This window comes from Pseudomonas zeae, from assembly GCF_014268485.2.
In the GTDB taxonomy this organism is placed as follows: Bacteria; Pseudomonadota; Gammaproteobacteria; order Pseudomonadales; family Pseudomonadaceae; genus Aquipseudomonas; species Aquipseudomonas neuropathica.
Window position 1 is genome coordinate 5,686,643 of sequence record NZ_CP077090.1, and the last position, 25,205, is coordinate 5,711,847.

At 59.6% G+C, this 25,205-nt stretch carries 27 protein-coding genes and 1 tRNA gene; 19 read left to right on the forward strand and 9 right to left on the reverse strand.

Features of this window, described 5'->3' with window-relative positions; all coding sequences use genetic code 11:
• Positions 1-92 precede the first annotated feature (92 nt).
• Positions 93-650 (reverse strand): hypoxanthine-guanine phosphoribosyltransferase, encoded by a 558-nt coding sequence (locus HU754_RS25050; protein ID WP_008086142.1) that lies wholly within the window; start codon positions 648-650, stop codon positions 93-95.
• 163 nt (positions 651-813) lie between these two features.
• Here HU754_RS25050 and upp point away from each other — a divergent pair, with 163 nt between their 5' ends.
• Positions 814-1,452 (forward strand): uracil phosphoribosyltransferase, encoded by a 639-nt coding sequence (gene upp / locus HU754_RS25055; RefSeq protein ID WP_007912842.1) that lies wholly within the window; start codon positions 814-816, stop codon positions 1,450-1,452.
• A gap of 2 nt (positions 1,453-1,454) precedes the next feature.
• Positions 1,455-2,729 (forward strand): uracil-xanthine permease family protein, encoded by a 1,275-nt coding sequence (locus HU754_RS25060; protein WP_077574503.1) that lies wholly within the window; start codon positions 1,455-1,457, stop codon positions 2,727-2,729.
• A 122-nt stretch (positions 2,730-2,851) separates the two neighbouring features.
• Here the strand turns inward: HU754_RS25060 and hemH are convergent, their stop codons facing one another.
• Entirely contained in the window at positions 2,852-3,877 is a 1,026-nt protein-coding gene (gene hemH / locus HU754_RS25065; RefSeq protein WP_186624683.1) for a ferrochelatase, read from the reverse strand.
• A 13-nt stretch (positions 3,878-3,890) separates the two neighbouring features.
• Positions 3,891-4,793 (reverse strand): TIGR01777 family oxidoreductase, encoded by a 903-nt coding sequence (locus HU754_RS25070; RefSeq protein ID WP_186624684.1) that lies wholly within the window; start codon positions 4,791-4,793, stop codon positions 3,891-3,893.
• Positions 4,794-4,990: 197 nt separating this feature from the next.
• Between HU754_RS25070 and HU754_RS25075 the strand changes: the two genes are divergently transcribed.
• The 12 genes from HU754_RS25075 to HU754_RS25130 all read left to right on the forward strand — a co-directional run bounded on the left by HU754_RS25075 (position 4,991) and on the right by HU754_RS25130 (position 15,124).
• Positions 4,991-5,977, forward strand: a complete 987-nt coding sequence (locus HU754_RS25075; RefSeq protein ID WP_186624685.1) for an NAD(P)/FAD-dependent oxidoreductase — start codon at positions 4,991-4,993, stop codon at positions 5,975-5,977.
• Positions 5,974-6,189 (forward strand): TIGR02450 family Trp-rich protein, encoded by a 216-nt coding sequence (locus HU754_RS25080; protein ID WP_093441373.1) that lies wholly within the window; start codon positions 5,974-5,976, stop codon positions 6,187-6,189. Before HU754_RS25075 ends, HU754_RS25080 begins: the two co-directional genes overlap by 4 nt.
• A 220-nt stretch (positions 6,190-6,409) precedes the next feature.
• A complete protein-coding gene (locus tag HU754_RS25085) occupies positions 6,410-7,372 on the forward strand; it encodes a YbgA family protein (protein ID WP_186624686.1) in 963 nt (320 codons plus the stop codon).
• Positions 7,372-8,313: a MerR family transcriptional regulator gene (locus HU754_RS25090; RefSeq protein ID WP_093441383.1), complete on the forward strand. Its 942-nt coding sequence runs from the start codon at positions 7,372-7,374 to the stop codon at positions 8,311-8,313. Before HU754_RS25085 ends, HU754_RS25090 begins: the two co-directional genes overlap by 1 nt.
• 20 nt (positions 8,314-8,333) lie before the next feature.
• Positions 8,334-9,779, forward strand: a complete 1,446-nt coding sequence (gene phrB, locus HU754_RS25095) for a deoxyribodipyrimidine photo-lyase (protein WP_186624687.1) — start codon at positions 8,334-8,336, stop codon at positions 9,777-9,779.
• On the forward strand, positions 9,772-10,194 hold the full coding sequence (locus HU754_RS25100; protein WP_186624688.1) for a nuclear transport factor 2 family protein: 423 nt from the start codon (positions 9,772-9,774) through the stop codon (positions 10,192-10,194). The genes phrB and HU754_RS25100 overlap by 8 nt, the downstream gene beginning before the upstream one ends.
• Positions 10,191-10,973 (forward strand): SDR family NAD(P)-dependent oxidoreductase, encoded by a 783-nt coding sequence (locus tag HU754_RS25105; protein ID WP_099757166.1) that lies wholly within the window; start codon positions 10,191-10,193, stop codon positions 10,971-10,973. Before HU754_RS25100 ends, HU754_RS25105 begins: the two co-directional genes overlap by 4 nt.
• The gene (locus HU754_RS25110) at positions 10,970-12,217 is read left to right on the forward strand and encodes an NAD(P)/FAD-dependent oxidoreductase (RefSeq protein ID WP_186624689.1); all 1,248 of its coding nucleotides are present in this window, start codon (positions 10,970-10,972) and stop codon (positions 12,215-12,217) included. The genes HU754_RS25105 and HU754_RS25110 overlap by 4 nt, the downstream gene beginning before the upstream one ends.
• Positions 12,214-13,029: a DUF1365 domain-containing protein gene (locus HU754_RS25115; protein ID WP_186624690.1), complete on the forward strand. Its 816-nt coding sequence runs from the start codon at positions 12,214-12,216 to the stop codon at positions 13,027-13,029. The genes HU754_RS25110 and HU754_RS25115 overlap by 4 nt, the downstream gene beginning before the upstream one ends.
• Positions 13,016-14,281, forward strand: a complete 1,266-nt coding sequence (locus tag HU754_RS25120; protein WP_186624691.1) for an SAM-dependent methyltransferase — start codon at positions 13,016-13,018, stop codon at positions 14,279-14,281. The genes HU754_RS25115 and HU754_RS25120 overlap by 14 nt, the downstream gene beginning before the upstream one ends.
• Positions 14,274-14,765, forward strand: coding sequence for a DUF2878 domain-containing protein (locus HU754_RS25125; protein WP_093441415.1), 492 nt, complete (start codon positions 14,274-14,276; stop codon positions 14,763-14,765). The genes HU754_RS25120 and HU754_RS25125 overlap by 8 nt, the downstream gene beginning before the upstream one ends.
• A 53-nt stretch (positions 14,766-14,818) precedes the next feature.
• On the forward strand, positions 14,819-15,124 hold the full coding sequence (locus HU754_RS25130; protein ID WP_186624692.1) for a YkgJ family cysteine cluster protein: 306 nt from the start codon (positions 14,819-14,821) through the stop codon (positions 15,122-15,124).
• Positions 15,125-15,253: 129 nt separating this feature from the next.
• Here HU754_RS25130 and HU754_RS25135 read toward each other — a convergent pair whose 3' ends face one another.
• The 6 genes from HU754_RS25135 to hemA form a co-directional block, all read right to left on the reverse strand.
• Complete coding sequence (locus HU754_RS25135) at positions 15,254-15,772, reverse strand: acyloxyacyl hydrolase (RefSeq protein WP_093441419.1); 519 nt, start codon at positions 15,770-15,772, stop codon at positions 15,254-15,256.
• Between the two features lie 112 nt (positions 15,773-15,884).
• Entirely contained in the window at positions 15,885-16,676 is a 792-nt protein-coding gene (gene murI, locus HU754_RS25140; RefSeq protein ID WP_116255216.1) for a glutamate racemase, read from the reverse strand.
• A complete protein-coding gene (locus HU754_RS25145; protein WP_093441424.1) occupies positions 16,669-17,424 on the reverse strand; it encodes a molybdopterin-synthase adenylyltransferase MoeB in 756 nt (251 codons plus the stop codon). Before HU754_RS25145 ends, murI begins: the two co-directional genes overlap by 8 nt.
• The gene (gene prmC, locus HU754_RS25150) at positions 17,418-18,248 is read right to left on the reverse strand and encodes a peptide chain release factor N(5)-glutamine methyltransferase (protein ID WP_186624693.1); all 831 of its coding nucleotides are present in this window, start codon (positions 18,246-18,248) and stop codon (positions 17,418-17,420) included. Before prmC ends, HU754_RS25145 begins: the two co-directional genes overlap by 7 nt.
• Complete coding sequence (gene prfA / locus HU754_RS25155) at positions 18,249-19,331, reverse strand: peptide chain release factor 1 (protein WP_077574521.1); 1,083 nt, start codon at positions 19,329-19,331, stop codon at positions 18,249-18,251.
• Positions 19,328-20,614: a glutamyl-tRNA reductase gene (hemA, locus tag HU754_RS25160; RefSeq protein ID WP_007951716.1), complete on the reverse strand. Its 1,287-nt coding sequence runs from the start codon at positions 20,612-20,614 to the stop codon at positions 19,328-19,330. The genes prfA and hemA overlap by 4 nt, the downstream gene beginning before the upstream one ends.
• A gap of 182 nt (positions 20,615-20,796) precedes the next feature.
• Between hemA and HU754_RS25165 the strand changes: the two genes are divergently transcribed.
• The 5 genes from HU754_RS25165 to HU754_RS25185 all read left to right on the forward strand — a co-directional run bounded on the left by HU754_RS25165 (position 20,797) and on the right by HU754_RS25185 (position 25,095).
• Positions 20,797-22,521 (forward strand): tetratricopeptide repeat protein, encoded by a 1,725-nt coding sequence (locus tag HU754_RS25165; protein WP_093441433.1) that lies wholly within the window; start codon positions 20,797-20,799, stop codon positions 22,519-22,521.
• Between the two features lie 3 nt (positions 22,522-22,524).
• Positions 22,525-23,142 carry a lipoprotein insertase outer membrane protein LolB gene (lolB, locus tag HU754_RS25170; RefSeq protein WP_038360912.1) on the forward strand — a complete coding sequence of 206 codons (618 nt, stop codon included), beginning with the start codon at positions 22,525-22,527 and terminating at the stop codon, positions 23,140-23,142.
• 3 nt (positions 23,143-23,145) lie between these two features.
• Positions 23,146-23,997 (forward strand): 4-(cytidine 5'-diphospho)-2-C-methyl-D-erythritol kinase, encoded by an 852-nt coding sequence (ispE, locus tag HU754_RS25175; RefSeq protein WP_093441437.1) that lies wholly within the window; start codon positions 23,146-23,148, stop codon positions 23,995-23,997.
• Positions 23,998-24,033: 36 nt separating this feature from the next.
• Positions 24,034-24,108: transfer RNA gene (locus tag HU754_RS25180), tRNA-Gln, on the forward strand.
• 45 nt (positions 24,109-24,153) lie between these two features.
• A complete protein-coding gene (locus HU754_RS25185) occupies positions 24,154-25,095 on the forward strand; it encodes a ribose-phosphate pyrophosphokinase (RefSeq protein ID WP_003171603.1) in 942 nt (313 codons plus the stop codon).
• Positions 25,096-25,205 lie beyond the last annotated feature (110 nt).

Below are 25,205 nucleotides of genomic sequence, written 5' to 3' on the forward strand. Positions count from 1 at the left end.
CTCGCGAAGGCGGACTGACATTCAAAACAGATGTCGACTGATACACCGCTTTCGCGAGCAAGCTCGCTCCCACATTTAGATCGAGGCGCGGATTACATGCCTTTAACGGCAAAGATCCCGTTGGCGTTGCGCCAGTAGCCTTTGTAGTCCATGCCGTAACCGAAGATGTAGCGGTCGATGCACGGCAGGCCGACGAAATCGGCTTTCAGGTCAGGACGCGCCTTGCGGTCGTGATCCTTGTCGATCAGCACGGCGGTGTGCACTTTGCGCGCACCGGCGTGTTTGCAGAAGTCGATGATCGCGCCGAGGGTGTGACCTTCGTCGAGGATGTCGTCGATGATCAGCACGTCGCGGTCGATGAACGAAACTTCCGGCTTGGCTTTCCAGAACAGGTCGCCGCCGCTGGTTTCGTTGCGATAACGGGTCGCGTGCAGGTAGGAGGCTTCCAGCGGGAACTGCAGATGCGTCAGCAGTTTGCCGGAGAAAATCAGCCCGCCGTTCATCACGCAGAACACTACCGGATTGCTGTCAGCCAGTTGTTCGTTGATTTGTGCACCGACGCGGGCGATGGCGGCCTCGACTTCAGCTTCGGTGTACAGGCAGTCAGCCTCTCGCATGATTTGACGGATATGCTCGAGATCAGCGGACATGGCGCTCTCCAGGGGGGGATGTTTTCGGAAAAGCGGGCAAAGGTACGCATCCATTGAGGCCGAATCAAGCCTTTATGGACTAACGTACAGAATGTCCTATAGGACATCACCCTCGGATAGATTAATCTAGGCCGGTTTTTTTGCCCGCCGCCGGAGTTTTTCCATGCCCATCCTCGAGATCCGCCATCCGCTGATCCGTCATAAACTCGGCCTGATGCGCCGCGCCGATATCAGCACCAAGAACTTCCGTGAGCTCGCTCAGGAAGTCGGCGCCCTGTTGACCTATGAAGCTACCAAAGATTTGCCGCTGGAGTCCTACGATATTGCAGGCTGGTGCGGCACCGTGTCGGTCGAGAAAATCGCCGGCAAGAAGATCACCGTCGTGCCGATCCTGCGCGCCGGCATCGGCATGCTTGAAGGCGTGCTGAGCCTGATCCCGGGTGCCAAGGTTTCCGCTGTGGGCGTTGCTCGCAACGAAGAAACCCTGCAAGCGCACACTTATCTGGAAAAACTGGTTCCGGAAATCGACGAACGGTTGGCGATGATCATCGACCCGATGCTCGCTACCGGCAGCTCGATGGTGGCGACCATTGATCTGTTGAAGAAAGCCGGCTGCAAAGACATCCGCGCCATGGTGCTGGTTGCCGCGCCGGAAGGTATTGCCGCCGTAGAAAAGGCTCACCCGGACGTGACCATCTACACCGCGTCCATCGATGAGCGCTTGAACGAGCACGGTTACATCATCCCAGGGCTTGGCGACGCCGGTGACAAGATCTTCGGCACCAAGCAGAAGGACGCGTGACCATGCAGCAAGAGTTCAACGATCCGCTCTGGCGCACGGTGCTGTCCGGCGCCCAGATGCTGTTCGTGGCTTTCGGCGCCCTGGTGCTGATGCCGCTGATCACGGGCCTGGACCCGAACGTGGCACTGTTTACCGCGGGTCTGGGGACGATCCTGTTCCAGATCGTCACCGGGCGTCAGGTGCCGGTGTTTCTGGCGTCGAGCTTCGCTTTCATCACCCCGATCATTCTCGCCAAGGGCCAGTTCGGCCTCGCCGCGACCATGGGTGGTGTGATGGCAGCCGGTTTCGTCTACACCTTCCTCGGCCTGGCCGTGAAGATCAAAGGCACGGGCTTTATTGACCGCTTGCTGCCACCGGTGGTGATTGGTCCGGTGATCATTTCCATTGGTCTGGCCATGGCGCCGATTGCCGCGAACATGGCGATGGGCAAGGCTGGCGATGGTTCTGAACTGATCCATTACCAGACCGCGATGCTGATCTCGATGCCGGCATTGCTGACCACATTGATCGTGGCGGTGTTCGGTAAAGGCATCTTCCGCCTGGTGCCGATCATTTCCGGCGTGCTGGTCGGTTTTGCCATGGCGTTCTATTTCGGTGTCGTTGATACCGCGAAGATTGCCGCAGCGCCATGGTTTGCGATTCCGCACTTCACCGCGCCGGAATTCAACTGGCAGGCGATTCTGTTCATCGTTCCAGTGGCATTGGCTCCGGCCATTGAACACATCGGCGGTGTGATTGCTGTGGGTAGCGTGACCGGTCGCGATTACTTGAAAAAGCCGGGCCTGCATCGCACCCTGCTCGGCGACGGCATTGCCACCACCGCCGCCGGTCTGTTCGGCGGCCCGCCAAACACCACCTACGCCGAAGTGACGGGTGCGGTGATGCTGACCAAGAACTACAACCCGAAAATCATGACCTGGGCGGCGATCTTCGCTATCAGCCTGGCGTTCATTGGCAAGTTCGGCGCGCTGCTGCAGAGCATTCCGGTGCCGGTGATGGGCGGGATTCTGTGCTTGCTGTTCGGCTCGATCGCGGCAGTGGGGATGAACACCCTGATCCGTCACAAGATCGATCTGGGCGAAGCGCGCAATCTGGTGATTGTCTCGGTGACGCTGGTGTTCGGCATTGGCGGTGTGCTGGTCGGCACCGGTACCGGTCCGGACGACTTTGGCCTCAAAGGGATCGCGCTGTGCGCGGTGGTGGCTATTGCGCTGAACCTGATTCTGCCGGGCAATGATGGCTGGAAGAACAAGAAGGCGGATGAGCCGCTGATCTAAGCCTTTAGATCGTCGCTGCCTGAAAGATAGCTTTCGCGAGCAGGCTCGCTCCCACATTGGAAATGCATTCAAATGTGGGAGCGAGCCTGCTTCGGGCGGCGTTCCGACGAAGCTTTTGGCTTTTAGAGCGCCAGCGGTGCTCTTTCGCAGAGGGTCGCCAAGGCCTTCGCCCATTGCCGGTCGTCGTTCAGGCACGGCACCAGCAGCAACTCTTCGCCCCCCGCTTCGCGGAACTGTTCCTTGCCGCGATCACCAATCTCTTCCAGCGTCTCGATGCAATCGGCGACAAACGCCGGGCACATCACCAGTATTTTCTTCACGCCGCTTTTCGCCAGCTCATCCAGCCGTGCCTCGGTGTAGGGTTCGATCCACTTGGCGCGGCCCAGACGCGACTGAAACGACACCGACCATTTGCCATCCGGCAGGCCCATGCGCTCAGCAAACAACGCCGCAGTACGCAGGCATTGCGCGCGATAACAGGTCGCCAATACCGCAGGCGAGGCGTTCTTGCAGCAGTCTTCATTCTTGAAGCAATGATTGCCGGTCGGATCGAGTTTGGTCAGATGCCGTTCAGGCAGACCGTGGAAGCTCAGCAGCAAGTGATCGTAATCCTGCTGCAGATGCGGCCGGGCGCTTTCGACCAGCGCATCCAGATATTCCGGCTGATCGTAGAACGGCTGCAGCACCGACAGTTGCACGTCGAGTTTCTTTTCGCGGATCACCCGCTTGGCTTCTTCGATCACTGTGGTCGTGGTGCTGTCGGCGAACTGTGGATACAGCGGTGCCAGCGTGATGCGCTTGTGCCCCGCCGCCACCAGTTTCAGCAGGCAGGTTTCAATCGACGGCTCACCATAACGCATCGCCAGCTCCACTGGCCCCTGCTTCCATTGCGCCTTCATCTGCTGTTGCAGGCGCCGGCTGAGCACCACCAGCGGTGAACCTTCTTCCCACCAGATCGACGCATAGGCATGTGCCGACTGCTCCGGGCGCTTGATCAGAATCAGCGACACCAGCAAACGCCGCACCGGCCATGGCAGGTCGATCACATACGGGTCCATCAGGAATTGATTGAGGTAGCGGCGCACATCGGCCACTGAGGTTGAGGCCGGGGAACCCAGGTTGACCAGAAGCAAGGCGTGATCGGTCATGCAACGTCCTATTTCAGAGGCGGCTGGAGAGATCGTCCAGGGCCGCACGTAAATCCGTGAACTGGAAAGTGAAACCCGCTTCCAGCAAGCGTGCCGGCATAGCCTTCTGGCCGCCGAGCAACAGCAATGACATCTCACCGAGGCCGACCTTCAGCGCCAGGGTCGGCATCGGCATGAACGCCGGGCGGTGCAACACGCTGCCCAGCGTCTTGGCGAATTCGCGATTGCGCACAGGTTTCGGCGCGCACGCATTATAAGGACCACTGGCCTGATCACGATGCAGAAGAAAATCAATCAGGGCGATTTGATCGTTGATATGAATCCACGGCATCCACTGTCGGCCATTGCCCAAAGGCCCGCCGAGCCCGAGTTTGAATGGCAGCAACAGCCGCGACAAAAAGCCGCCCTCCGCCGACAGCACCAGACCGGTTCGCACCAGCACCACACGGATGCCTTGCCCCTCGGCACGTTGCGCGGTTTCTTCCCAAGCGATGCACAACTGGCTGGCGAAATCGTCGATCACCGGCGGTGAATCTTCAGTCAATTCGCGCTCACCGCCATCGCCATACCAGCCAATGGCTGATCCGGAGATCAGCAACGCTGGTTTCTGTGCGCGCGTGTCGAGCCAGGTCAACAGGGTTTCCGTGAGCGTGATACGGCTGCTCCACAGCAACGCTTTGCGTCGATGGGTCCACGGCCGATCGGCAATCGGCGCACCGGCCAGATTGATGATCGCGTCCACAGGCTCATCGCCAAGGTCTTGCAGACGCGCAATACCCCGCACCTGCGCACCACAGATTTTCGCGACTTTCTCCGGTTTTCGGCTCCAGACCGTCAGGCGATGGCCCTGCTGCGACCAGTGTCGGCAGAGCGCACGTCCGATCAAACCAGTACCGCCGGTCAGCAATATGTGCATGACATCTTCCTCGCGTGGCGTTTAACCCGGATCACTAGTCTATTTTTATAAGCAGGGATCTTTTCTATCGGGCAGGCTCTATTGTTTAACCATAGGCCAAGCTGTCAGATCGAGAACGCTAGAAGTTATACCAAAAAACAAAATTGTACAGGTTTCATCCACGGCGTAGTCTGTACAGAAAGGTAAACGAGGCCCCTATGACTGTACCTATCGCAATCATTGGCACCGGCATCGCCGGACTTTCCGCCGCCCAGGCTCTGACAGAGACCGGGCATACCGTGCAATTGTTCGATAAAAGTCGCGGCAGCGGCGGGCGCATGTCGAGCAAACGCAGTGACGCCGGTTCGCTGGACATGGGCGCGCAATATTTCACCGCGCGTGATCGGCGCTTCGTCACCGAAGTGCAGCGTTGGCAAAGCCTGGGCTGGGTCGCCGAGTGGACACCGCAGCTCTACACGTATCAGGGCGGGCAACTGAATCTGTCGCCGGACGAGCAGACGCGCTGGGTCGGTACACCGCGCATGAGCGCCATCACTCGTGGACTGCTCGATGGCCTGGAAGTGCACTTTGCCTGCCGCATCACCGAGGTCTTTCGCGGTGAAGAGCACTGGCACTTGCAGGACGCCGAAGGCTTCACCCATGGCCCGTTCAGCCACGTGGTGATCGCCACGCCGGCCCCTCAAGCGACAGCCTTGCTGGCCGCAGCGCCGAAACTTGCCGGGGCCGCCGCCGGGGTGAAAATGGACCCGACCTGGGCTGTCGCCCTCGCCTTCGATACACCGCTGGATACGCCCATTGAAGGCTGCTTCGTGCAGGACAGTCCGCTCGACTGGCTGGCACGCAACCGCAGCAAACCCGGACGTGACAACACACTCGACACCTGGGTGCTGCATGCGAGCAGCGCATGGAGCCGGCAGCACATCGACCTGTCCAAGGAAGCTGTGATCGAGCAACTGCACGGTGCTTTTGCCGAATTGCTGCACAGCGCCATGCCCGCGCCAACCTTCAGCCTCGCCCACCGCTGGCTCTACGCACGTCCGGCGACGGGTCACGAATGGGGCACCCTGGCCGATGCCGATCTGGGTTTGTATGCCTGCGGCGACTGGTGCCTGTCGGGCCGTGTCGAAGGCGCTTGGCTCAGTGGCCAGGAAGCAGCGCGACGCTTGCACGAACACCTGCAATGAACCGCATCAATCCGCGTAAATTGCTGCTGTCGAAATGGACAGCAGCCCATCCGCAGAATCGTGAAAAACACTTTCTGGTGACAGAGCTGTTTCGCGACGAGGAAGGCACGGTGCTGGAGGTTGAGTTGCAGGCGGTGTTGACCCAACGTGCTGAGCGACTCGATTGGCAGACGCTACAAAACAACGCTGAATGGCTGCAGGGCTGGAAGTAAATAGCGTCCCCTGTGGGAGCGAGCTTGCTCGCGAAGGCGGTGTGTCAATCAATGAATTTGTTGAATGTTAATCCGTATTCGCGAGCAAGCTCGCTCCCACAGTGAACCGCGCTCAACAGAAAAAAGTTATACAAACCATTTGACTTGTACACCCATGAATCTATGCTGAGCAAAGTTGTACAGAGATCAACCTCTGTACAGGTATGGATTCGAGGTGCCCATGTCTGACTCTTGCGCAGCCAAACCCAAAATCGCCATCAGCGCCTGCCTGCTGGGCGCCGAGGTGCGCTACAACGGTGGACACAAGGAATCCCGCCTGTGCAGCCGCACCCTCACCGAGCATTTCGATTTCGTCCCGGTGTGTCCGGAAGTCGCGATCGGTATGGGCATCCCGCGCGAGCCGATCCGCCTTGTCGGCGAGGCCGAGCATCCGCAAGCGGTCGGCACGGTAAACCCGTCGATCAACGTCACTCAGCCATTGGCCGAGTACGGCACAAAAATGGCCGCCGAGCTGAATGACATCTGCGGCTACATCTTCATGCAGCAGTCGCCGTCCTGCGGCCTCGAGCGGGTCAAGGTCTACCACACCAACGGCGCCCCGGTGAACGGCGGTGGGCGCGGGATTTACGCCCAGACGTTCTGCGCAAAGCACCCGGATCTGCCCGTAGAAGAAGCCGGTCGCCTCAACGATCCGGTACTGCGTGAGAACTTCATCACCCGTGTGTTCGCCTACAGCGAATGGCAACAGGTCCTCGCCAATGGCCTGAGCCGTCGCGCCCTCACCGAATTCCATTCGCGCTACAAATACTTGCTGATGGCGCACAACCCACTGCAATACAAAATGCTGGGCAAGTTGTTGGGCAATATGGCCGACACCGATCCCGCCGAACTCGGCCCGCGCTATTTCAGCGAACTGATGGCCGCCCTGAAGAAATGTGCCACGCGCGGCACTCACAGCAATGTCCTGCTGCACATCAGCGGTTATCTGAAGCAGGCGATCAGCGCCGAAGACAAACAGGAAATGCAACACGTCATCGGCCAATACCGCCAGGGCATCGTGCCGCTGGTGGTGCCGTTGACGCTGCTCAAGCATCACTTTCGCCTCCATCCGGATTCGTACATCGCGCAACAGGTTTACCTGCAACCGCACCCGGAAAACCTCAGCCTGCGAAACGCAATCTAATGAACGACAAAATGGATACCAGCGCCCAGGAAGACCTTGGCGCGGATTTTAAGAAAGCTCTCGACGAGGGCTGGCTGCCGATTCGCGAAGTCGCGCGACAGACCGGCGTCAACGCGATCACTTTGCGCGCGTGGGAACGCCGCTACGGGCTGGTCGTGCCGCAACGCACGCCCAAGGGCCACCGACTGTATTCGGCCGAACACGTGCAGCAGATTCTGACCATCCTCACTTGGCTCAACCGTGGTGTTGCCGTCAGTCAGGTCAAACCGCTGCTCGACGCACCACAAGCGTTCAGCGAATCGGTGGAAAACGACTGGCAACGCTTGCGCCAGACATTGCTGGCGGCCGTCACGCAGCTCAATGAACGCAGCCTCGACGACAGCGTCAATCAGGCAATGGCGCTCTACCCGCCACGCACGCTGTGCGAGCAATTGCTGATGCCGTTGCTGGCGGAACTGGAGCAGCGCTGGCAAGGCCAGTTCGGCGCGCAGATGGAGCGGGTGTTCTTTTATTCGTGGCTACGCAGCAAATTCGGCACACGCATCTACCATAACAATCGTCAGCTGCATGGCGCCCCGCTGTTGTTGATCAATCATTCCGACCTGCCACTGGAACCTCATCTGTGGCTGTGCGCGTGGCTGATCAGCAGCGCCGATTGTCCGGTGCAAGTGTTTGACTGGCCGCTGCCGGCCACCGAACTGGCGCTGGCGGTCGAACACCTGCAGGCCCGTGGCGTACTGCTGTATTCCAGCAAAGCCATGAACCTTGCGCAGTTGCCCAAGCTGCTGAACGGAGTCAGTTGCCCGAAAATGCTGGTCGGACCAACGGTATGCATCCACCACGCCGAGTTGTCCGTAAAAACCTCCGAGATGGCTGATGTGTTCCTGGCGGAAGACGCGCTTCTTGCGCACCAGGAACTCGTTCAGCGCGGGCTGATTTAATGGACGCCGTGAGTGCCGACATGCAATTGATCTGGCTGCGCAGCGACTTGCGCCAACATGACAACACCGCCCTCGCGGCCGCCGCAGCGCGCGGCCCGACGGTCGCCGTGTACCTGTTGAGTCCGCAGCAGTGGCTGGAACATGACGATGCGCCGTGCAAGGTCGACTTCTGGTTGCGCAACCTCGATGAGCTGAGCAAAAGCCTCGCCGCGTTGAATATTCCGTTGCTGATCCGTACTGCTGCGCACTGGGATCAAGCCCCAGCGGAACTGCTCAAGCTCTGTCGGCAACTGAAGATCGAAGCCGTCCACGTCAACGAAGAATATGGCGTCCATGAAAGCCGTCGCGATGCAGCGGTGGCGGACATGCTGAAGGCCGAGGGCATCACGTTTCACAGCTACCTTGATCAGTTGCTGTTCAAACCCGGCAGCGTGCTGACCAAGACCGAGAGTTACTTCAAGGTGTTCAGCCAGTTCCGCAAAGTCTGTTATGAACGCTTGCACCGCTCGATGCCTGCGTTGGTCAAGGCACCAGGTAAACAGGCAAAACTTGCCATAGACAGCGACCCGATTCCCGACTCCGTCAAAGGCTTCGCCACACCGAGCCAAACCCTGCGCGATCTGTGGCCGGCCGGCGAACAGGAAGCCCGGCGCCGTCTCGATACCTTCACCGACGCGCAGATCGACTATTACCAAAGCGAACGCGACTTCCCGGCCAAGCCCGGCACCAGTCAGCTCTCGGCATACCTCGCTGCCGGGGTGATTTCGCCGCGCCAATGCCTGCACGCCGCCCTGCAAAGCAATCAGGGTGAGTTCGAGAGCGGCAAGGTCGGTGCGGTTACCTGGATCAACGAGCTGCTGTGGCGCGAGTTCTACAAACACATTCTGGTCGGCTATCCACGGGTCTCGCGGCACCGCGCGTTTCGCCCGGAAACCGAAGCGCTGGCCTGGCGTGATGCGCCGGACGATCTCGCCGCGTGGCAAGAGGCGCGCACCGGTCTGCCGATCATCGACGCGGCCATGCGCCAATTGCTCGAAACCGGCTGGATGCACAATCGCCTGCGCATGATCGTGGCGATGTTCCTGACCAAAAACCTGCTGATCGACTGGCGCGAAGGCGAGCGTTTTTTCATGCGTCACCTGATTGATGGCGACTTGGCGGCGAACAACGGCGGCTGGCAATGGAGCTCGTCGACGGGCACCGATTCGGCGCCGTACTTCCGCATCTTCAACCCGTTGAGCCAGTCGGAAAAATTCGACAGCGAAGGCCTGTTCATCAAGCACTGGCTACCGGAACTGGCGGCTCTCAACAAGAAAGAAGTGCACAACCCGGCCGACGTCGGTGGTTTGTTCGGCGTGGCGGACTACCCGTCGCCGATCGTCAACCTCAGCACTTCGCGCCAGCGCGCATTGGCCGCCTTCAAGAACCTGCCTTCGCGTACGTCTACCGGAGGCGATGATGAGTGAATTCCTGCGCCGCTTCGCCCGGCAATTTTCAGCGTTGAACAAAGACAACCTGCAAAACCTCGGCGAGCTGTACAGCGATGACATTCATTTCACCGACCCGCTGCACGAGGTGCAAGGGTTGGCGCAATTGCGCGACTACTTTGGCGAGCTGTACGCCAACGTCAGCGAACTGCGTTTCGATTTTCATGGTTTTGACCAGATCGGCGACTGCGAAGGCTACCTGCGTTGGGTCATGAGTTATCGCCATCCGCGCCTCGCGGGTGGCCGTGTGATTCGTGTCAGCGGCTGCTCGCATCTGCTGTGGCACGACAAGGTTTATCGCCATCGGGATTATTTCGATGCCGGGGCGCTGCTGTATGAACATTTACCAATATTGGGCCGGGTCATTGCCTGGCTGAAAAGGAGAATGGGATGAGTCGTACACCTCCACGGCGCTATTGGTTGACCGGGGCCAGCAGTGGCATCGGCGCGGCGCTGGCTGAAGAGATCCTGAAAACCGGTGCGCACCTGGCGGTCAGTTCCCGTCAGATCGCCCCGCTCAAGGTCTTGTCGCAACGCTACCCGGGGCAAGTTCTGGTGGTGCCGGGGGACCTGACCAACAGCCAGACGGTGCGCGAAATCGGCGAGCAGATCGCCACGGATTGGGGTTCACTGGATTCAGTGATTCTCAACGCCGGCACCTGCGAGTACGTCGATGCCAAGCAGTTCGACGCCTCGATCATCGAGCATGTCGTGCGCACCAACCTGCTCGCCAGCAGCTACTGCATCGAGGCCGCCTTGCCGCTGTTGCGCAAAGGCACCGCGCCGCACCTGATCGGCATGGCCAGTTCGGTGACCTACCTGCCGTTGCCACGGGCCGAAGCCTACGGCGCCTCGAAGGCCGGTTTGCGTTACCTGTTCGAATCGCTGCGCATCGATCTCGCCGACGAAGGCATTGAAGTCACAGTCATCAGCCCCGGTTTTGTCGAAACACCGCTGACCGCCAAAAACGATTTCCCCATGCCTTTGAGCTGGCCTGTGGATAAAGCCGCGCGGCACATCTTCGCCAAGCTCAAGGATCGGCCATTGGAAATCGCCTTCCCGGCGCTGTTCATGGCCGCGCTGTGGCCGCTGTCGAAACTGCCGGCACGCGTGCAACTGGCCATCGGCAAGCGCATGGTGCGCAAGTCGCCTCCGCTGACGGATCCGACATGAAAATTGCCATCGTCGGCAGCGGCATCGCCGGGCTTACCTGCGCCTACCTGCTCAATCGCCGCCATGAAGTGACTGTGTTCGAGGCGGGCGACTGGGTCGGTGGCCACACGCACACGGTAGACGTCACCGTCGCAGGGCAGCCCTACGCCGTGGACACCGGCTTCATCGTGTTCAATGACTGGACCTACCCGAACTTTATCCGCCTCCTCGGCCAGCTTGGCGTGGCGTTCAAACCGACGGAAATGAGTTTCTCGGTGACCGACCCGGACACCGGCCTGGAATACAACGGCAACAACCTCAACAGCCTCTTCGCCCAGCGCAGCAATCTGTTGTCACCGGGGTTCTGGGGCATGTTGCGCGACATCCTGCGCTTCAACAAAGAAGCCCAGCGCGACCTCGTCGAACTGCGCATTGCCGCCGACACCACCCTCGACGAATACCTCAAGGCTGGCGGCTACGGCGAACGTTTCATCCTGCATTACATCGTGCCGATGGGCTCGGCAATCTGGTCGATGCCGATGGCGGAAATGCTCAACTTCCCCCTGCAGTTTTTTGTGCGGTTCTTCAAGAATCACGGGCTGTTGTCAGTCAGTGATCGGCCGCAATGGCAAGTCATCGAAGGCGGCTCGAGTGCTTACATCGCGCCACTGACGGCCGCGTTCAAGGACAGGATTCGGCTCAATTGTCCGGTCACCCGCGTCGATCGTGATGTGCATGGCGTAGTTATCCACAGCCCGGCAGGCCTTGAGCATTTCGATCGGGTGGTGTTCGCCTGTCACAGCGACCAGGCGCTGAAACTGCTGGCGGTGCCCAGCGATGCCGAACGCGCGATCCTCGGTGCGCTGCCCTACGCCGACAACGAAGTGGTGCTGCACACCGATACCCGTTTGCTGCCGACGCGCAAACTGGCCTGGGCCAGTTGGAATTATCGGCTCAGCGGCGCCGGCCACACCCACGCCGCTGTCACCTACGACATGAACATTCTGCAGGGCATTCAGAGCGATACCACGTTCTGCGTCAGCCTCAATCAGAGTGCCGGCATCAGCCCCGACAAAGTGCTCGCCCGCTACACCTACGCCCACCCGCAGTTCAGCCTCGCGGCCGTGACCGCGCAGCAGCGCTGGGGCGAACTGGATGGCGCGCAGCACACGCATTATTGCGGCGCTTACTGGGCCAACGGGTTTCATGAGGACGGTGTCGTCAGCGCCTTGCGCGTTGCCGCCGCGTTCGGGGAAAGCTTATGAACAGCGCCCTGTATAGCGGCTGGATCGGCCATCGGCGTTTTTCGCCGCGCCGCCATGAATTCCGTTACCGGATCGGCTTGCTCTACCTCGATCTCAGCGAACAGGACGCCGTGCTTGCACTGTCGCCGCTGGCCGGGCGCAGCCGCTTTGCGCCGTTTTCATTTCGCGAGACCGACTATCTCAAGACTTTTACCAGCCGTGGCATGCGCCTGATCGATGCCGTGCGTCAGCAGGTCGGCATCGCCATCGGCCACGAACCGCAAGGCTCGATCTGCCTGCTGACCCAGGCGCGCAGTTGGGGGCTGTCGTTCAACCCGGTGAGTTTCTTTTACTGCCATGAGGCGGACGGGCAACTGGCGGCGATCGTCTGTGAAGTCACCAACACGCCGTGGGGCGAGCGCTATCACTATGTGTTGCCGGCGCGCCCGCCGGTCAATCTGCAGGATTTCCATCAGCACTTTGCCGTGGCCAAAGCCTTTCACGTTTCGCCGTTCCTGCCGCGCGATCTCGAATACCGCATGAGCTTCAGCCCCGCTGCACAAAAACTCGGCGTGCACATGGCTGACTGGCAGGGCGAGCACAAACTGTTCGACGCGACGCTCAATCTGCAACGCGAAAGCCTCGACCGGCGCAGCCTGCATCGTTACCTGCGGCGCTTTCCGTGGATGACCGCGAAAACCGCCCTGGCCATTTACTGGCAAGCGCTGCGACTGCTGCTCAAACGTGCACCGATTTTTGCTCATCAGACTGCCGACGGCAGTTTTCAAACCGCCACTGTGCCTCCCAAGGAGCACCGCCATGAAATCTTCTAGTCTGTCGGCCAGTCGGCTCAGCACCAACGGTTTGACCGGGTCGCTGCTGCGCCGTGGCGTGCTGCGCCAATTGGCTCAGTTGAAAAACGGCCAACTGCTGGTGGTCGAGGACGGCGAACGCCTGATGTTCGGTACCCCGGGCAGTGCTTTGCTCGGGGAAATCCATGTGCTCGATCCGGCCGTCTGGGGCATGGTTGCCGGGAACGGTTCGATTGGTGCCGGCGAGGCTTTTATCCACGGCTACTGGAGTTCGCCGGATCTGACGGCCGTGGTCCGCGTGTTCGTCAGCAACCTCGACGTGCTCGATGCCATGGAGGGTGGTCTGGCCCGCCTCAGCCGGCCGTTGGTGCAAGGTCTGCACTGGCTCAACCGCAACACGCGCAAGGGTTCGCAGAAGAACATCGCCGCACACTACGACCTTGGCAACGACCTGTTCGAGCAGTTTCTCGACCCGACCATGATGTATTCCGCAGCGCAATTCCTGACCCCGGAAGACAGCCTCGAACAGGCACAACTGAACAAACTGGAGCGGATCTGTCAGAAGCTCGCGCTACAACCCAGCGACCATTTGCTGGAGATCGGCACCGGCTGGGGCAGCATGGCGCTGTATGCCGCGCAACATTACGGCTGCCGCGTAACCACCACGACCCTGTCGAAAGAGCAGTACGCGTTTACCGCGCAACGCATTGAACAACTGGGTTTGCAGGATCGCGTCACGCTGTTGCTCAAGGACTACCGCGACCTGACCGGCGAATACGACAAACTGGTGTCGATCGAGATGATCGAAGCCGTCGGCCACCGCTTCCTGCCGACCTACTTCAAACAGTGCGCGCAGTTGCTCAAGAGCAACGGCCTGATGTTGATCCAGGCGATCACCATCCGCGAGCAGCGTTACGAACAGGCCAAGCGCGGCGTCGATTTCATCCAGCGCTACATCTTCCCCGGCGGCGCCCTGCCCTGCGTGCAGAAAATGCTCGAAGTGGTCGGCCGCGACACCGACATGAACCTGCTGCACATGGAAGATTTCGGCCTGCACTACGCCCGCACCCTGCGCCTGTGGCACGAGAACTTCCGCCGCGCCCATGGCCGCTTGAGCGAACTGGGCTATGACGATTATTTCCTGCGGCTGTGGGAGTTTTACCTGTGTTACTGCGAGGGCGGTTTCCTCGAACGCACCATCGGCACCGCGCAGTTGCTATTGGCCAAACCCGCCGCAATGACTGCGCCGCTGCTCGGACGTTTCGATGCTTGAGCGTGTCGCCAATGCCGTACTGTTCCAGATCGGCTGGCTGACCTGCGTGCTCGGCGGCAACAGCCTGTGGTTGCTGGTCGCGCTGGCGGTGCTGGTGATCCATCTGTGCTGGATCAGCAGTTGGGCGGCTGAGGGGCGTTTGATCCTCAGCGTGGTGATTGTCGGCACCGCTGTCGACAGTGTGTTGCGTGGTGCCGGGGTGTTCGCGTTTCAGGATCAGTCGCCGCTAATTCCGTTGTGGCTGATGTTGCTCTGGGCATTGTTGGCGACCACCTTGCGCCATTGCCTGGCTTGGAGCGCGCGGCCCTGGTGGCTGGCGAGCTTACTCGGCGCTGTCGGCGGCGCGCTGTCGTATTACGCTGGCGGGCGCCTGGCCGGGGTGCAATTCCCCTATGGCGAACTGCCGACACTGATCGGCATCGGCCTGCTCTGGGCGTTGTTGTTTCCGTTGCTGCATGGGATGGCTCGGCGGCTGGCGCACTGAGCGTCTGTCAGACCGTTCACACGCGTACCGGTCACTGCCTTACACTGCCGACCATGAAGACCATTCCCCACCAACAAATCACTGAACCGGCGATCACTTGCTCGACCTGCGCGGCGTGTTGTTGCCAGCTCGAAGTGATGCTGATCACGGACACTGGCGTGCCTGATCGCTTTATCGATACTGATGAATGGGGCGGCGAAGTAATGCTGCGTCTGGATGACGGCTGGTGCGCGGCGCTGGATCGCGACACGATGATGTGCACGATTTACGAAAAGCGTCCGCTGATTTGCCGCGAGTTCGAGATGGGCGCGCCCGAGTGCATTGAAGAGCGCAAAGGCATCACGACTGCCTACCGCTGATCACAAGAACACCCCAAAACAAATGTAGGAGTGAGCCTGCTCGCGATAGCGGTGTGTCAGTCAATATATGTGTGACTGACACACCGCTATCGCGAGCAGGCTCACTCCTACAGGGGTTATGCGCTCGGCTTAGAGCGGCATGGTGTAATGCAGCGAGTAACTTTCTACCCCGTCGTTGTCGCTGGCCAGACCGGCGTTGGAATAGTGCGTCGCACGAATCCCGACTTCATGCCCGCCATTGAAACGCAGACCAAAACCGAAGCGGTCTTCGAACTGGAAAGAGCCGCCGAGATTGTTGGATTCGTACTTGGTATTAGAGAAAGCGGCTACGCCGATCCCCGCCTCGACATACGGTTTGACCGATTGACCGGCAAACTCGTAAACAAATACCGGCGAGAACGACAGACTGTTATTACTGGAGGTCTTGTCGCCTTCCCAGTAGGTATAAGCCCCGCTCCAGTAACCGGTCAGACGACCGACGTCACTTTGCAGCCAGCTCTTGTCCCAGTCGAAATTCATGCCCAGGCGGTACGTCATGGTCGAGTCGCTGGTGGCCCCCACCGCAAACTCAACACCGGCCGCTTGTGCAGTAAAACTTTGCCCCATCAGTGCGGCCGCAATCGCGGCCAAGCAGAATAGTCGCTTCACGTTGAAACTTCCTTTTCCGGAACGATCGTTTGGTTTTCTAGATAACTCATCGCTATAGAAGCTAGCGCCTGCTCAGAAGTTCAGCTGAAGTTTTAGTTATTTCACAATTTTTTTACAAGCTGAAGTTTTGCACTTCGTCGGCACTCTGCCCCAGTAACGGCAGGATGTTTTTCAAGTACGCAGGATCGGCGCTGGTCCAGAACCTGACCGGTTGGTTCGGTCCGACAGCGAGCAAATCGCGCTCCGCCAAAAGCCGCTGAAGTTGCCGCGCCACAGCAGCGCCCGTATCGATCAGACTAATGTCCGCGGGGATCATCGACTTGAGCATCGGCTTGAGAAAGGGATAGTGGGTGCAGCCCAAAATGATCGTGTCGCAACCGCTGGCCAACAGTGGCTCGACATACCCTTGCAGCAACTGGCGCAACTCGGCGCTGTGCAGATCGCCGCTTTCAATCAGCTCGACCAGACCGGGACATGGCTGAGTAATCACGCGCACGTCGGTGGCAAAGCGATCAAGCAGTGCGGCGAACTTGGCGCTCTGCAACGTGCCGGTGGTGGCGAGCACGCCGACCACTCCGCTGCGGGTCGCGGCAGCGGCAGGTTTGACCGCAGGCTCCATGCCGACAAGCGGCCAGTCAGGGAAATCACGGCGTAGATCGGCGACACCCGCGACCGTCGCGGTATTGCACGCGATGACCAAGGCCTTGGCGCCTTGCTCGCGGAAAAACCCGGCCATCACGCTGCAACGCTGACGGATGAAATCCGGGGTTTTCTCACCGTAGGGAATGTGCCCGCAATCGGCGACATAGAGCAACGTTTCATTGGGCAGCAAACGCTGGATTTCCGCTAGCACCGACAAGCCGCCGACACCGGAGTCGAACACGCCGATCGGCGCTTCACGCATGGCGCGGACCACAGACGCTGCAGCCTGGGTCACGCTTGACGCGCAACTCACGGAAACGCGAACCGAGGGCATCGATCAACAGCAAACGGCCTACCAGCGGCTCACCGAAACCGACCAAGACCTTCAAGGCTTCCAGTGCTTGCAAGCTGCCGACCAGACCGACCAGCGGCCCGACCACACCGGCTTCGCTGCAAGTCAGTTCGGCTTCGCTGCCGTGCCCGTATAAACAGTGGTAACACGGACTCTCGGCACGACGCGGGTCGAACACCGACAACTGCCCTTCCAGCCGAATCGCCGCGCCGCTGACCAAAGGTTTGCACGCCGCCACACACGCAGCATTGACCGCTTCGCGGGTGGAAAAATTATCGGAACAATCGAGCACCAGATCCACCGCCGCCACGGCAGCAGCGAGAGAATCCTCGTCCAGTGCCTGACGATGAGCGATCAATTGAATCTCGGGATTGATCGCGCCCAGACGCTTGAGCGCCGAGTCGACCTTGCTCATGCCGACGCTGTCGGTGTCATGAATGATCTGGCGTTGCAGGTTGGTCAGATCGACCGTGTCGAAATCCGCCAGGTGCAGCTCACCGACACCCGCCGCCGCGAGATACAACGCCACCGGAGCGCCGAGACCGCCGAGGCCGACGATCAACACGCGACTGTCCTTGAGCTTCAGTTGCCCATCGATGTCGATGTGTTGCAGCAGAATCTGCCGGCTATAGCGCAGCAATTCCTGATCATTCAGCACGGCAGGCGCCCCAGACTGATGCGTTGATGGTCGCCCAGATCGGTGCGGCTGTGGACCTCTTCAAAACCGCGCGTGAGCAGCAAATCGCGCACGGCTTCGGCTTGATCATAGCCGTGTTCGAGCATCAGCCAGCCAGCGGCCTCCAGATGTTCCGGAGCCTGCGCGACGATCAAACGCAGATCGTCGAGTCCATCCTCACCGGCAACCAGCGCACTGGCCGGTTCGAAGCGCACATCGCCCTCGACCAGATGCGGATCGGCCGCAGCGATGTACGGCGGATTGCTGATGATCAACTGGAAACGCTGACCTTCCAGCGCGCTGAACCAATGACTGCTCAGCACCGTGGCGTTGTTCAAATGCAGACGCTGACGATTGCGTTCGGCAAGTGCGACAGCTTCCAGCACACGATCCACGGCAGTGACTTTCCACGCTGGGCGTTCGCTGGCCAAGGCCAACGCAATTGCGCCACTGCCAGTGCCGAGGTCGAGCACTTTGGCCGGCGTCGCGGGGAGCAACTCCAGCGCCGCTTCCACCAGCAATTCAGTGTCAGGACGCGGGATCAGCGTGTGCGGCGCGACTTCAAGATCGAGTTTCCAGAAGCCCTGCTGCCCGAGAATATAAGCCACCGGCTCACCGCTACGGCGACGTTGTAAGTATTCGGCAAAAGTCAGTGCTGCTTCACTCGGCACGATGCGCTCGGGCCAGGTGTGCAGAAAACTGCGCGATTTGCCCAGTGCAGCGGCGAGAAGCAACTCGGCATCCAGACGCGCAGTCGGTGAATCCGGCAACTCAGCGGCACGCAACAGGCTGGCAATGATGGTCATTTATTCACCTATCGCTGCGAGTTGGTCAGCCTGGTATTCGGCCAGCAATGGCTCGATCACCGCTTCAACGCCACCGGCAAGAATCTCGTCAAGGGAGTACAGGGTCAGGTTGACGCGATGGTCGGTGACCCGGCCCTGAGCAAAGTTGTAGGTGCGAATTCGCTCGGAACGGTCGCCCGAGCCAACCAGCAATTTACGCTCGCTGGCGATCGCGTTGGCCGCCGCTGCGGTTTGCTGATCGTTGAGTTTGGCCGACAGCCAGGCCATCGCCCGAGCGCGGTTCTTGTGCTGGGAACGTTCTTCCTGACACTCGACGACGGTGCCGGTCGGTATGTGCGTGATGCGGATCGCCGAGTCAGTGGTGTTAACGTGCTGACCGCCGGCCCCGGAGGAGCGGAACGTATCGACGCGCAAATCCGCCGGGTTGATCTCGATGGCTTCGCGCTCGTCCGGCTCGGGCAATACCGCCACGGTGCAGGCCGAGGTGTGGATACGGCCCTGGGATTCGGTGGCGGGTACACGCTGTACGCGGTGCGCGCCGGATTCGAATTTCAGCTTGCCGTAAACGTTGTCGCCTTCGATGCGGGCGATGACTTCTTTATAGCCACCGTGTTCGCCTTCGTTTTCCGACAGTATCTCGACACGCCAGCCGCGCCGCTCGGCGTAACGCGAGTACATACGGAACAGGTCGCCGGAGAAGATCGCCGCCTCGTCGCCACCGGTGCCGGCACGGATTTCGAGAAAGACGTTACGGCCGTCGTTGGGATCCTTGGGCAGCAACATGCGTTGCAGGTCGGCTTCCAGGGTGATCAGCAATTCCTTGGCTTCGCGGACTTCTTCCACGGCCATTTCACGCATGTCCGGGTCGCTGTCCTTGAGCAGCGCCTGCGCGCCTTCAAGATCGCTTTGTACGCTGAGCAGCTTTTTATAGCCTTGTACCACCGGCTCAAGTTCGGCGTATTCCTTGGAATAAGCACGGAATTTGGCCTGATCGGCAATGACTTCGCCGTCGCCGAGCAGCGCGGTCAGTTCCTCGAAACGGTCCTGGAGGACATCCAGCTTGTTGAGCAGTGACGCTTTCATTGCGGTTTTTTATCCGAAAAGCTATCCGGTGAGCCCTCAAGGGCAAAGAGTTCCTGGGCCATGGCCAGCGCATCGAGGCGGCCTTCGGCAGAAAGCTTTTTCAGCTGCACGCTAGGCGCATGCAACAGTTTATTGGTCAGGCCACGGGCCAGTTGCCCGAGCACGTCTTCGGCGTTGCCGCCATTGGCCAGCAGGCGCAGGGCTTTTTGCAGCTCCTCGTCGCGCAGGCGTTCGCTTTGTTGACGATAGGCCTTGAGCACGTCGACCGCCGCCAGTTCGCGCAGGCGCACCATGAAATCGTCAGCGCCGACCGAGACCATCTCTTCGGCGGCTTGTGCTGCGCCTTGGCGGCTCTTGAGGTTTTCGGCGACCACTTCGTGGAGATCGTCAACGCTGTAGAGGTAAACGTCGTCCAACTCGCCGACTTCCGGCTCGATATCCCGGGGAACGGCGATGTCGACCATAAAGATCGGTTTGTGCTTGCGCAGTTTCAATGCGCTTTCCACCGCGCCCTTGCCAAGAATCGGCAACTGACTGGCGGTTGAACTGATGACGATATCGCTGCGCACCAGTTCGGCCGGGATGTCCGAGAGCAACACCGCGTGAGCACCGAACTGCTCGGCCAGCAGACTGGCCCGTTCCAGTGTGCGGTTAGCGACGACGATGCGCTTGACGCCCAGCTCGTGCAAATGGCGGGCGACCAAAGTGATGGTCTCGCCGGCGCCGATCAACAGAGCCTGACTGCGCTGCAAATCACTGAAAATCTGCTTGGCCAGGCTGACGGCGGCAAACGCCACCGATACCGGGTTTTCACCGATGGCGGTGTCGGTGCGCACCTGTTTGGCGGCATTGAAGGTTGCCTGAAACAGTCGCCCCAGCAGCGGCCCGATGGTGCCGGCCTCGCGGGCCACGGCGTAGGCCGATTTCATCTGACCGAGAATCTGCGGTTCGCCCAGTACCAGCGAGTCGAGCCCGGAGGCGACGCGCATCATGTGACGAACTGCCGCATCATCTTCATGCACATAAGCACTCGCGCGCAGCTCATCGAGGCTTAAATGGTGATAGTCGGCCAGCCAGCGCAGCACGATATCGGCCGAAAGCTGATCCTGTTCTATATAAAGCTCACTGCGATTGCAGGTGGAGAGGATCGCAGCTTCGCGGCTGTCGGTCAGTCGGCAGAGCTGCTGCAAGGCCTCCACCAGCTGTTCAGGAGTAAAAGCCACGCGCTCGCGGACGTCTACTGAAGCAGTCTTGTGGTTGATACCGAGTGCAAGGAAGGCCATTCAAGGTCGCTGATGGTGACGTGAAGCCGGCAATTGTCCACCTTCGAAAGATTCAGAACAACTACCGCTGACTATTGTCCCAATCGTCAGCCCCTATAATGGGCACAATTGAGTCTCGGTTATGTTTGGCCGAAGGCTTGTGTCATGATGATCCGACCGCAGGTTAGTCGTCCTCTTCCTATATGAATAGATCTTCCGCGTTGCTCCTCGCTTTTGTCTTCCTCAGCGGCTGCCAGGCCTTGGCGCCCGTTTCGCCGGACGGTACGCCTTCGGTCGAAGACACCACGCCCGCGCCTGAAAAGCCCAAGGTTTACAGCTCGTTCAGCGAGGAAACCGTTTTCAGCCTGTTGAGCGCCGAACTCGCCGGCCAGCGCAATCGTTTCGATATTGCCCTGGATAACTACGTGACCCAGGCCATCAACACCCAGGATCCGGGTGTCTCCGAGCGTGCATTCCGTATCGCCGAATATCTGGGCGCCGATCAACCGGCCCTCGATACCGCGCTGATCTGGGCGAAAAACGCCCCGGACGACCTCGAAGCGCAACGCGCCGCCGCCGTGCAACTGGCGCGCGCCGGGCGTTATGACGACTCGATGGTCTATATGGAGAAAGTCCTGCAGGGCAAGGGCGATACCCATTTCGACTTCCTCGCGCTGTCGGCCGCCGATACCGATCAGGAAACCCGTAACGGTCTGATGAAAAGTTTCGACCGTTTGTTGCAACGCCATCCGAACAACAGCCAGCTGATTTTCGGCAAGGCCCTGCTCCTGCAACAGGACGGCGACAACAAAGCCGCTCTGGCATTGCTCGAAGACCACCCGCCGGAAGAAGGCGAGATCGCGCCGATTCTGCTGCGCGCGCGCCTGCTGCAATTGCTGAACCGTGGCGACGAAGCGCTGCCCCTGCTGCAAAAAAGCATCAAGAAGTACCCGGACGACAAACGCCTGCGCCTGACTTACGCGCGCATGCTGGTTGAGCAAGACCGCATGGACGACGCCAAGGCCGAGTTTTCCAGTCTGGTTCAGCAATACCCGGAAGACGACGAACTGCGTTACTCGCTGGCCTTGGTCTGCCTTGAGGCCAAAGCCTGGGACGAGGCCAAAGGTTATCTGGAAGATTTGATCGCCCGCGAAAGTCACGTCGATTCGGCGCACCTGAACCTCGGCCGCATCGCTGAAGAGCGCAACGACCCGCAAGGCGCCCTTATCGAATACGCCCAGGTTGGCCCGGGCAATGATTATCTGCCGGCGCAATTGCGTCAGGCCGATATTCTGATGAACAACGGCAAGACCGCTGAAGCGCAAAGCAAACTCGCCGCCCAGCGCGACGAGCAACCGGATTACGCGATTCAGCTCTATCTGATCGAATCGGAAACCCTGTCGGCCAACAAACAGGACGACAAGGCCTGGAAAGTCTTGCAACACGCCTTGCAGCAATACCCGGACGACCTGAATCTGCTCTACACCCGGGCGATGCTCGCGGAAAAACGCAATGATCTGGCACAGATGGAAAAAGACCTGCGCCTGATCATCAAGCGCGATCCGGACAACGCCATGGCACTTAACGCGCTCGGCTACACCTTGTCCGACCGCACCACTCGCTACGCTGAAGCGAAAGCGCTGATCGAGCAGGCGCACCAGATCAATCCGGAAGACCCAGCCGTACTCGACAGCCTCGGCTGGGTGAATTACCGCATGGGCAATCTGGATGACGCCGAGAAATATCTGCGTCAGGCGCTGGAGCGCTTCCCTGATCACGAAGTCGCCGCGCACCTCGGTGAAGTCTTGTGGACCAAGGGCAACCAGCGTGAAGCCAAACAAATCTGGGGCAAATTCCTCAAGGATCAGCCCGACAGCACCATTCTGCGCAGCACCATCAAGCGCCTGACCGGATCCGAGACTCTTTAACCCATGTTTTTGCGCCACGTTATTGTTTTCAGCTTCATCGCCCTGCTCGCCGGCTGCTCGGGTTTTGGTACCCGCGAATCGGTCGAGGGCCACGGCAGTCCGGCTCAATGGGCCGCTAACAAACAACAGCTGACCGGCCTTGATGGCTGGCAGATCGACGGCAAGATTGGCATCCGCGCACCGAAAGATTCCGGTAGCGGCACGCTGTTCTGGCTGCAACGTCAGGATTACTACGACATTCGTTTGTCCGGCCCGCTGGGTCGTGGCGCCGCACGCCTGACCGGGCGTCCGGGCAAAGTGTCGCTGGAAGTCGCCAATCAGGGGCGCTACGAATCGCAGTCCCCGGAAGCCTTGCTCGAAGAACAGCTTGGCTGGAAACTGCCGGTGTCGAATCTGGCCTGGTGGGTGCGTGGCCTGCCGGCTCCGGACAGTAAAAGTCGCCTGAATCTGGACGCCAACAGCCGTCTGGCCAACCTGGAACAGGATGGCTGGAAAGTCGAATACACCGCCTACACCGAACAAAACGGTTACTGGTTGCCCGAGCGCATCAAACTGCACGGCACTGACCTCGACGTGACGCTGGTGATCAAGACCTGGCAACCGCGCAAGTTGGGGCAGTAACCCATGACCGCTGCACGCCTGACCCTGCCGTCGCCGGCCAAACTCAACCTGATGCTGCACATTCTCGGTCGCCGTGAAGACGGCTATCACGAATTGCAGACGCTGTTTCAGTTTGTCGATTACGGCGATGAAATCACTTTTGCCGTGCGCGATGACGGCGTGATTCAGTTGCACACCGAGTTCGCCGGCGTGCCGCATGACAGCAACCTGATCGTGCGTGCAGCAAAAATGCTCCAGCAACAGTCCGGTTGCTCGCTCGGCATCGATATCTGGATTGATAAAGTCCTGCCCATGGGCGGCGGAATTGGTGGCGGCAGTTCGAACGCGGCGACGACTTTGCTCGGCCTGAATCATTTGTGGCAGTTGGGTTGGGATGAAGATCACCTGGCCGCACTGGGCCTTTCGCTGGGGGCCGACGTACCGGTTTTCGTCCGTGGCCATGCGGCGTTTGCCGAGGGCGTGGGCGAGAAACTCACCCCCGTGGATCCCGAAGAACCGTGGTATCTGGTGCTCGTGCCGCAAGTCTCTGTAAGTACGGCAGAAATTTTTTCCGATCCTTTGTTGACACGTAACACGCCGCCCATTAAAGTGCGCCCCGTTCCCGAGGGAAACAGTCGAAATGACTGCTTGCCGGTGGTTGCAAGGCGTTATCCAGAAGTACGTAACGCATTGGATTTGTTAGGTAAATTTACCGAAGCAAAGCTCACCGGAACTGGAAGTTGTGTGTTTGGGGGCTTCCCAAGCAAAGCTGAAGCTGATAAAGTCTCGGCCCTTCTGACAGAGACCCTTACAGGATTTGTAGCCAAAGGCAGCAACGTTTCGATGTTGCACCGCAAGCTGCAAAGTCTGCTCTAAAGGAACCAAGTGCACGGCACTTGATGCAACAGATACAGGGGCGTCGCCAAGCGGTAAGGCAGCAGGTTTTGATCCTGCCATGCGTTGGTTCGAATCCAGCCGCCCCTGCCATTTTCTATACTCATCCAGGTTACCCTCAGCCTCTAGGTACTGCGCGTGTCCAAGATGATGGTCTTTACGGGGAATGCTAACCCCGATCTGGCTCGGCGTGTTGTACGTCAGCTGCATATCCCTCTCGGTGACATCTCTGTCGGTAAGTTCTCCGACGGCGAAATTACTGCCGAGATCAATGAAAACGTTCGCGGTAAAGACGTTTTCATTATTCAGCCGACTTGCGCCCCGACCAACGATAACCTGATGGAACTGGTAGTGATGGCTGATGCCTTCCGCCGCTCCTCGGCTACTCGTATCACTGCTGTTATTCCTTATTTTGGTTATGCCCGTCAGGATCGCCGTCCGCGTTCCGCACGTGTGGCTATCAGCGCGAAAGTCGTTGCTGACATGCTCACCGTAGTCGGCATCGACCGTGTTCTCACGGTTGATCTGCATGCTGACCAGATTCAGGGTTTCTTCGATATTCCGGTAGATAACATCTACGGCTCCCCGGTTCTGGTGGATGACATTGAAGATCAGCGCTTCGAAAACCTGATGATCGTATCCCCGGACATTGGTGGCGTCGTGCGTGCACGTGCCGTTGCCAAATCCCTGGGCGTGGATCTCGGGATCATCGACAAACGCCGTGAGAAAGCCAATCACTCAGAAGTGATGCATATCATCGGTGATGTCGAAGGGCGTACCTGCATTCTGGTCGATGACATGGTCGATACCGCCGGCACTCTGTGCCACGCGGCCAAGGCCCTGAAAGAGCATGGCGCAGCCAAGGTCTTTGCCTACTGCACACACCCTGTGCTGTCGGGTCGGGCCATCGAGAATATCGAAAATTCCGTGCTGGACGAGCTGGTGGTGACTAACACCATCCCGCTGTCCGCTGCAGCACAAGCCTGTGCACGTATCCGTCAACTGGATATCGCACCGGTTGTTGCCGAAGCGGTTCGCCGCATCAGCAATGAAGAATCGATCAGCGCGATGTTCCGTTAAGGGCCCTGCCCTTCTCGAAATGTCTCGTTGACGAAAAGCGCCCCGCCCCGGCATTCCTGCCGGGGCGGGGCTTTTTTGCCCATACCGTGTTCGGCGCTGGTCGCAAACGC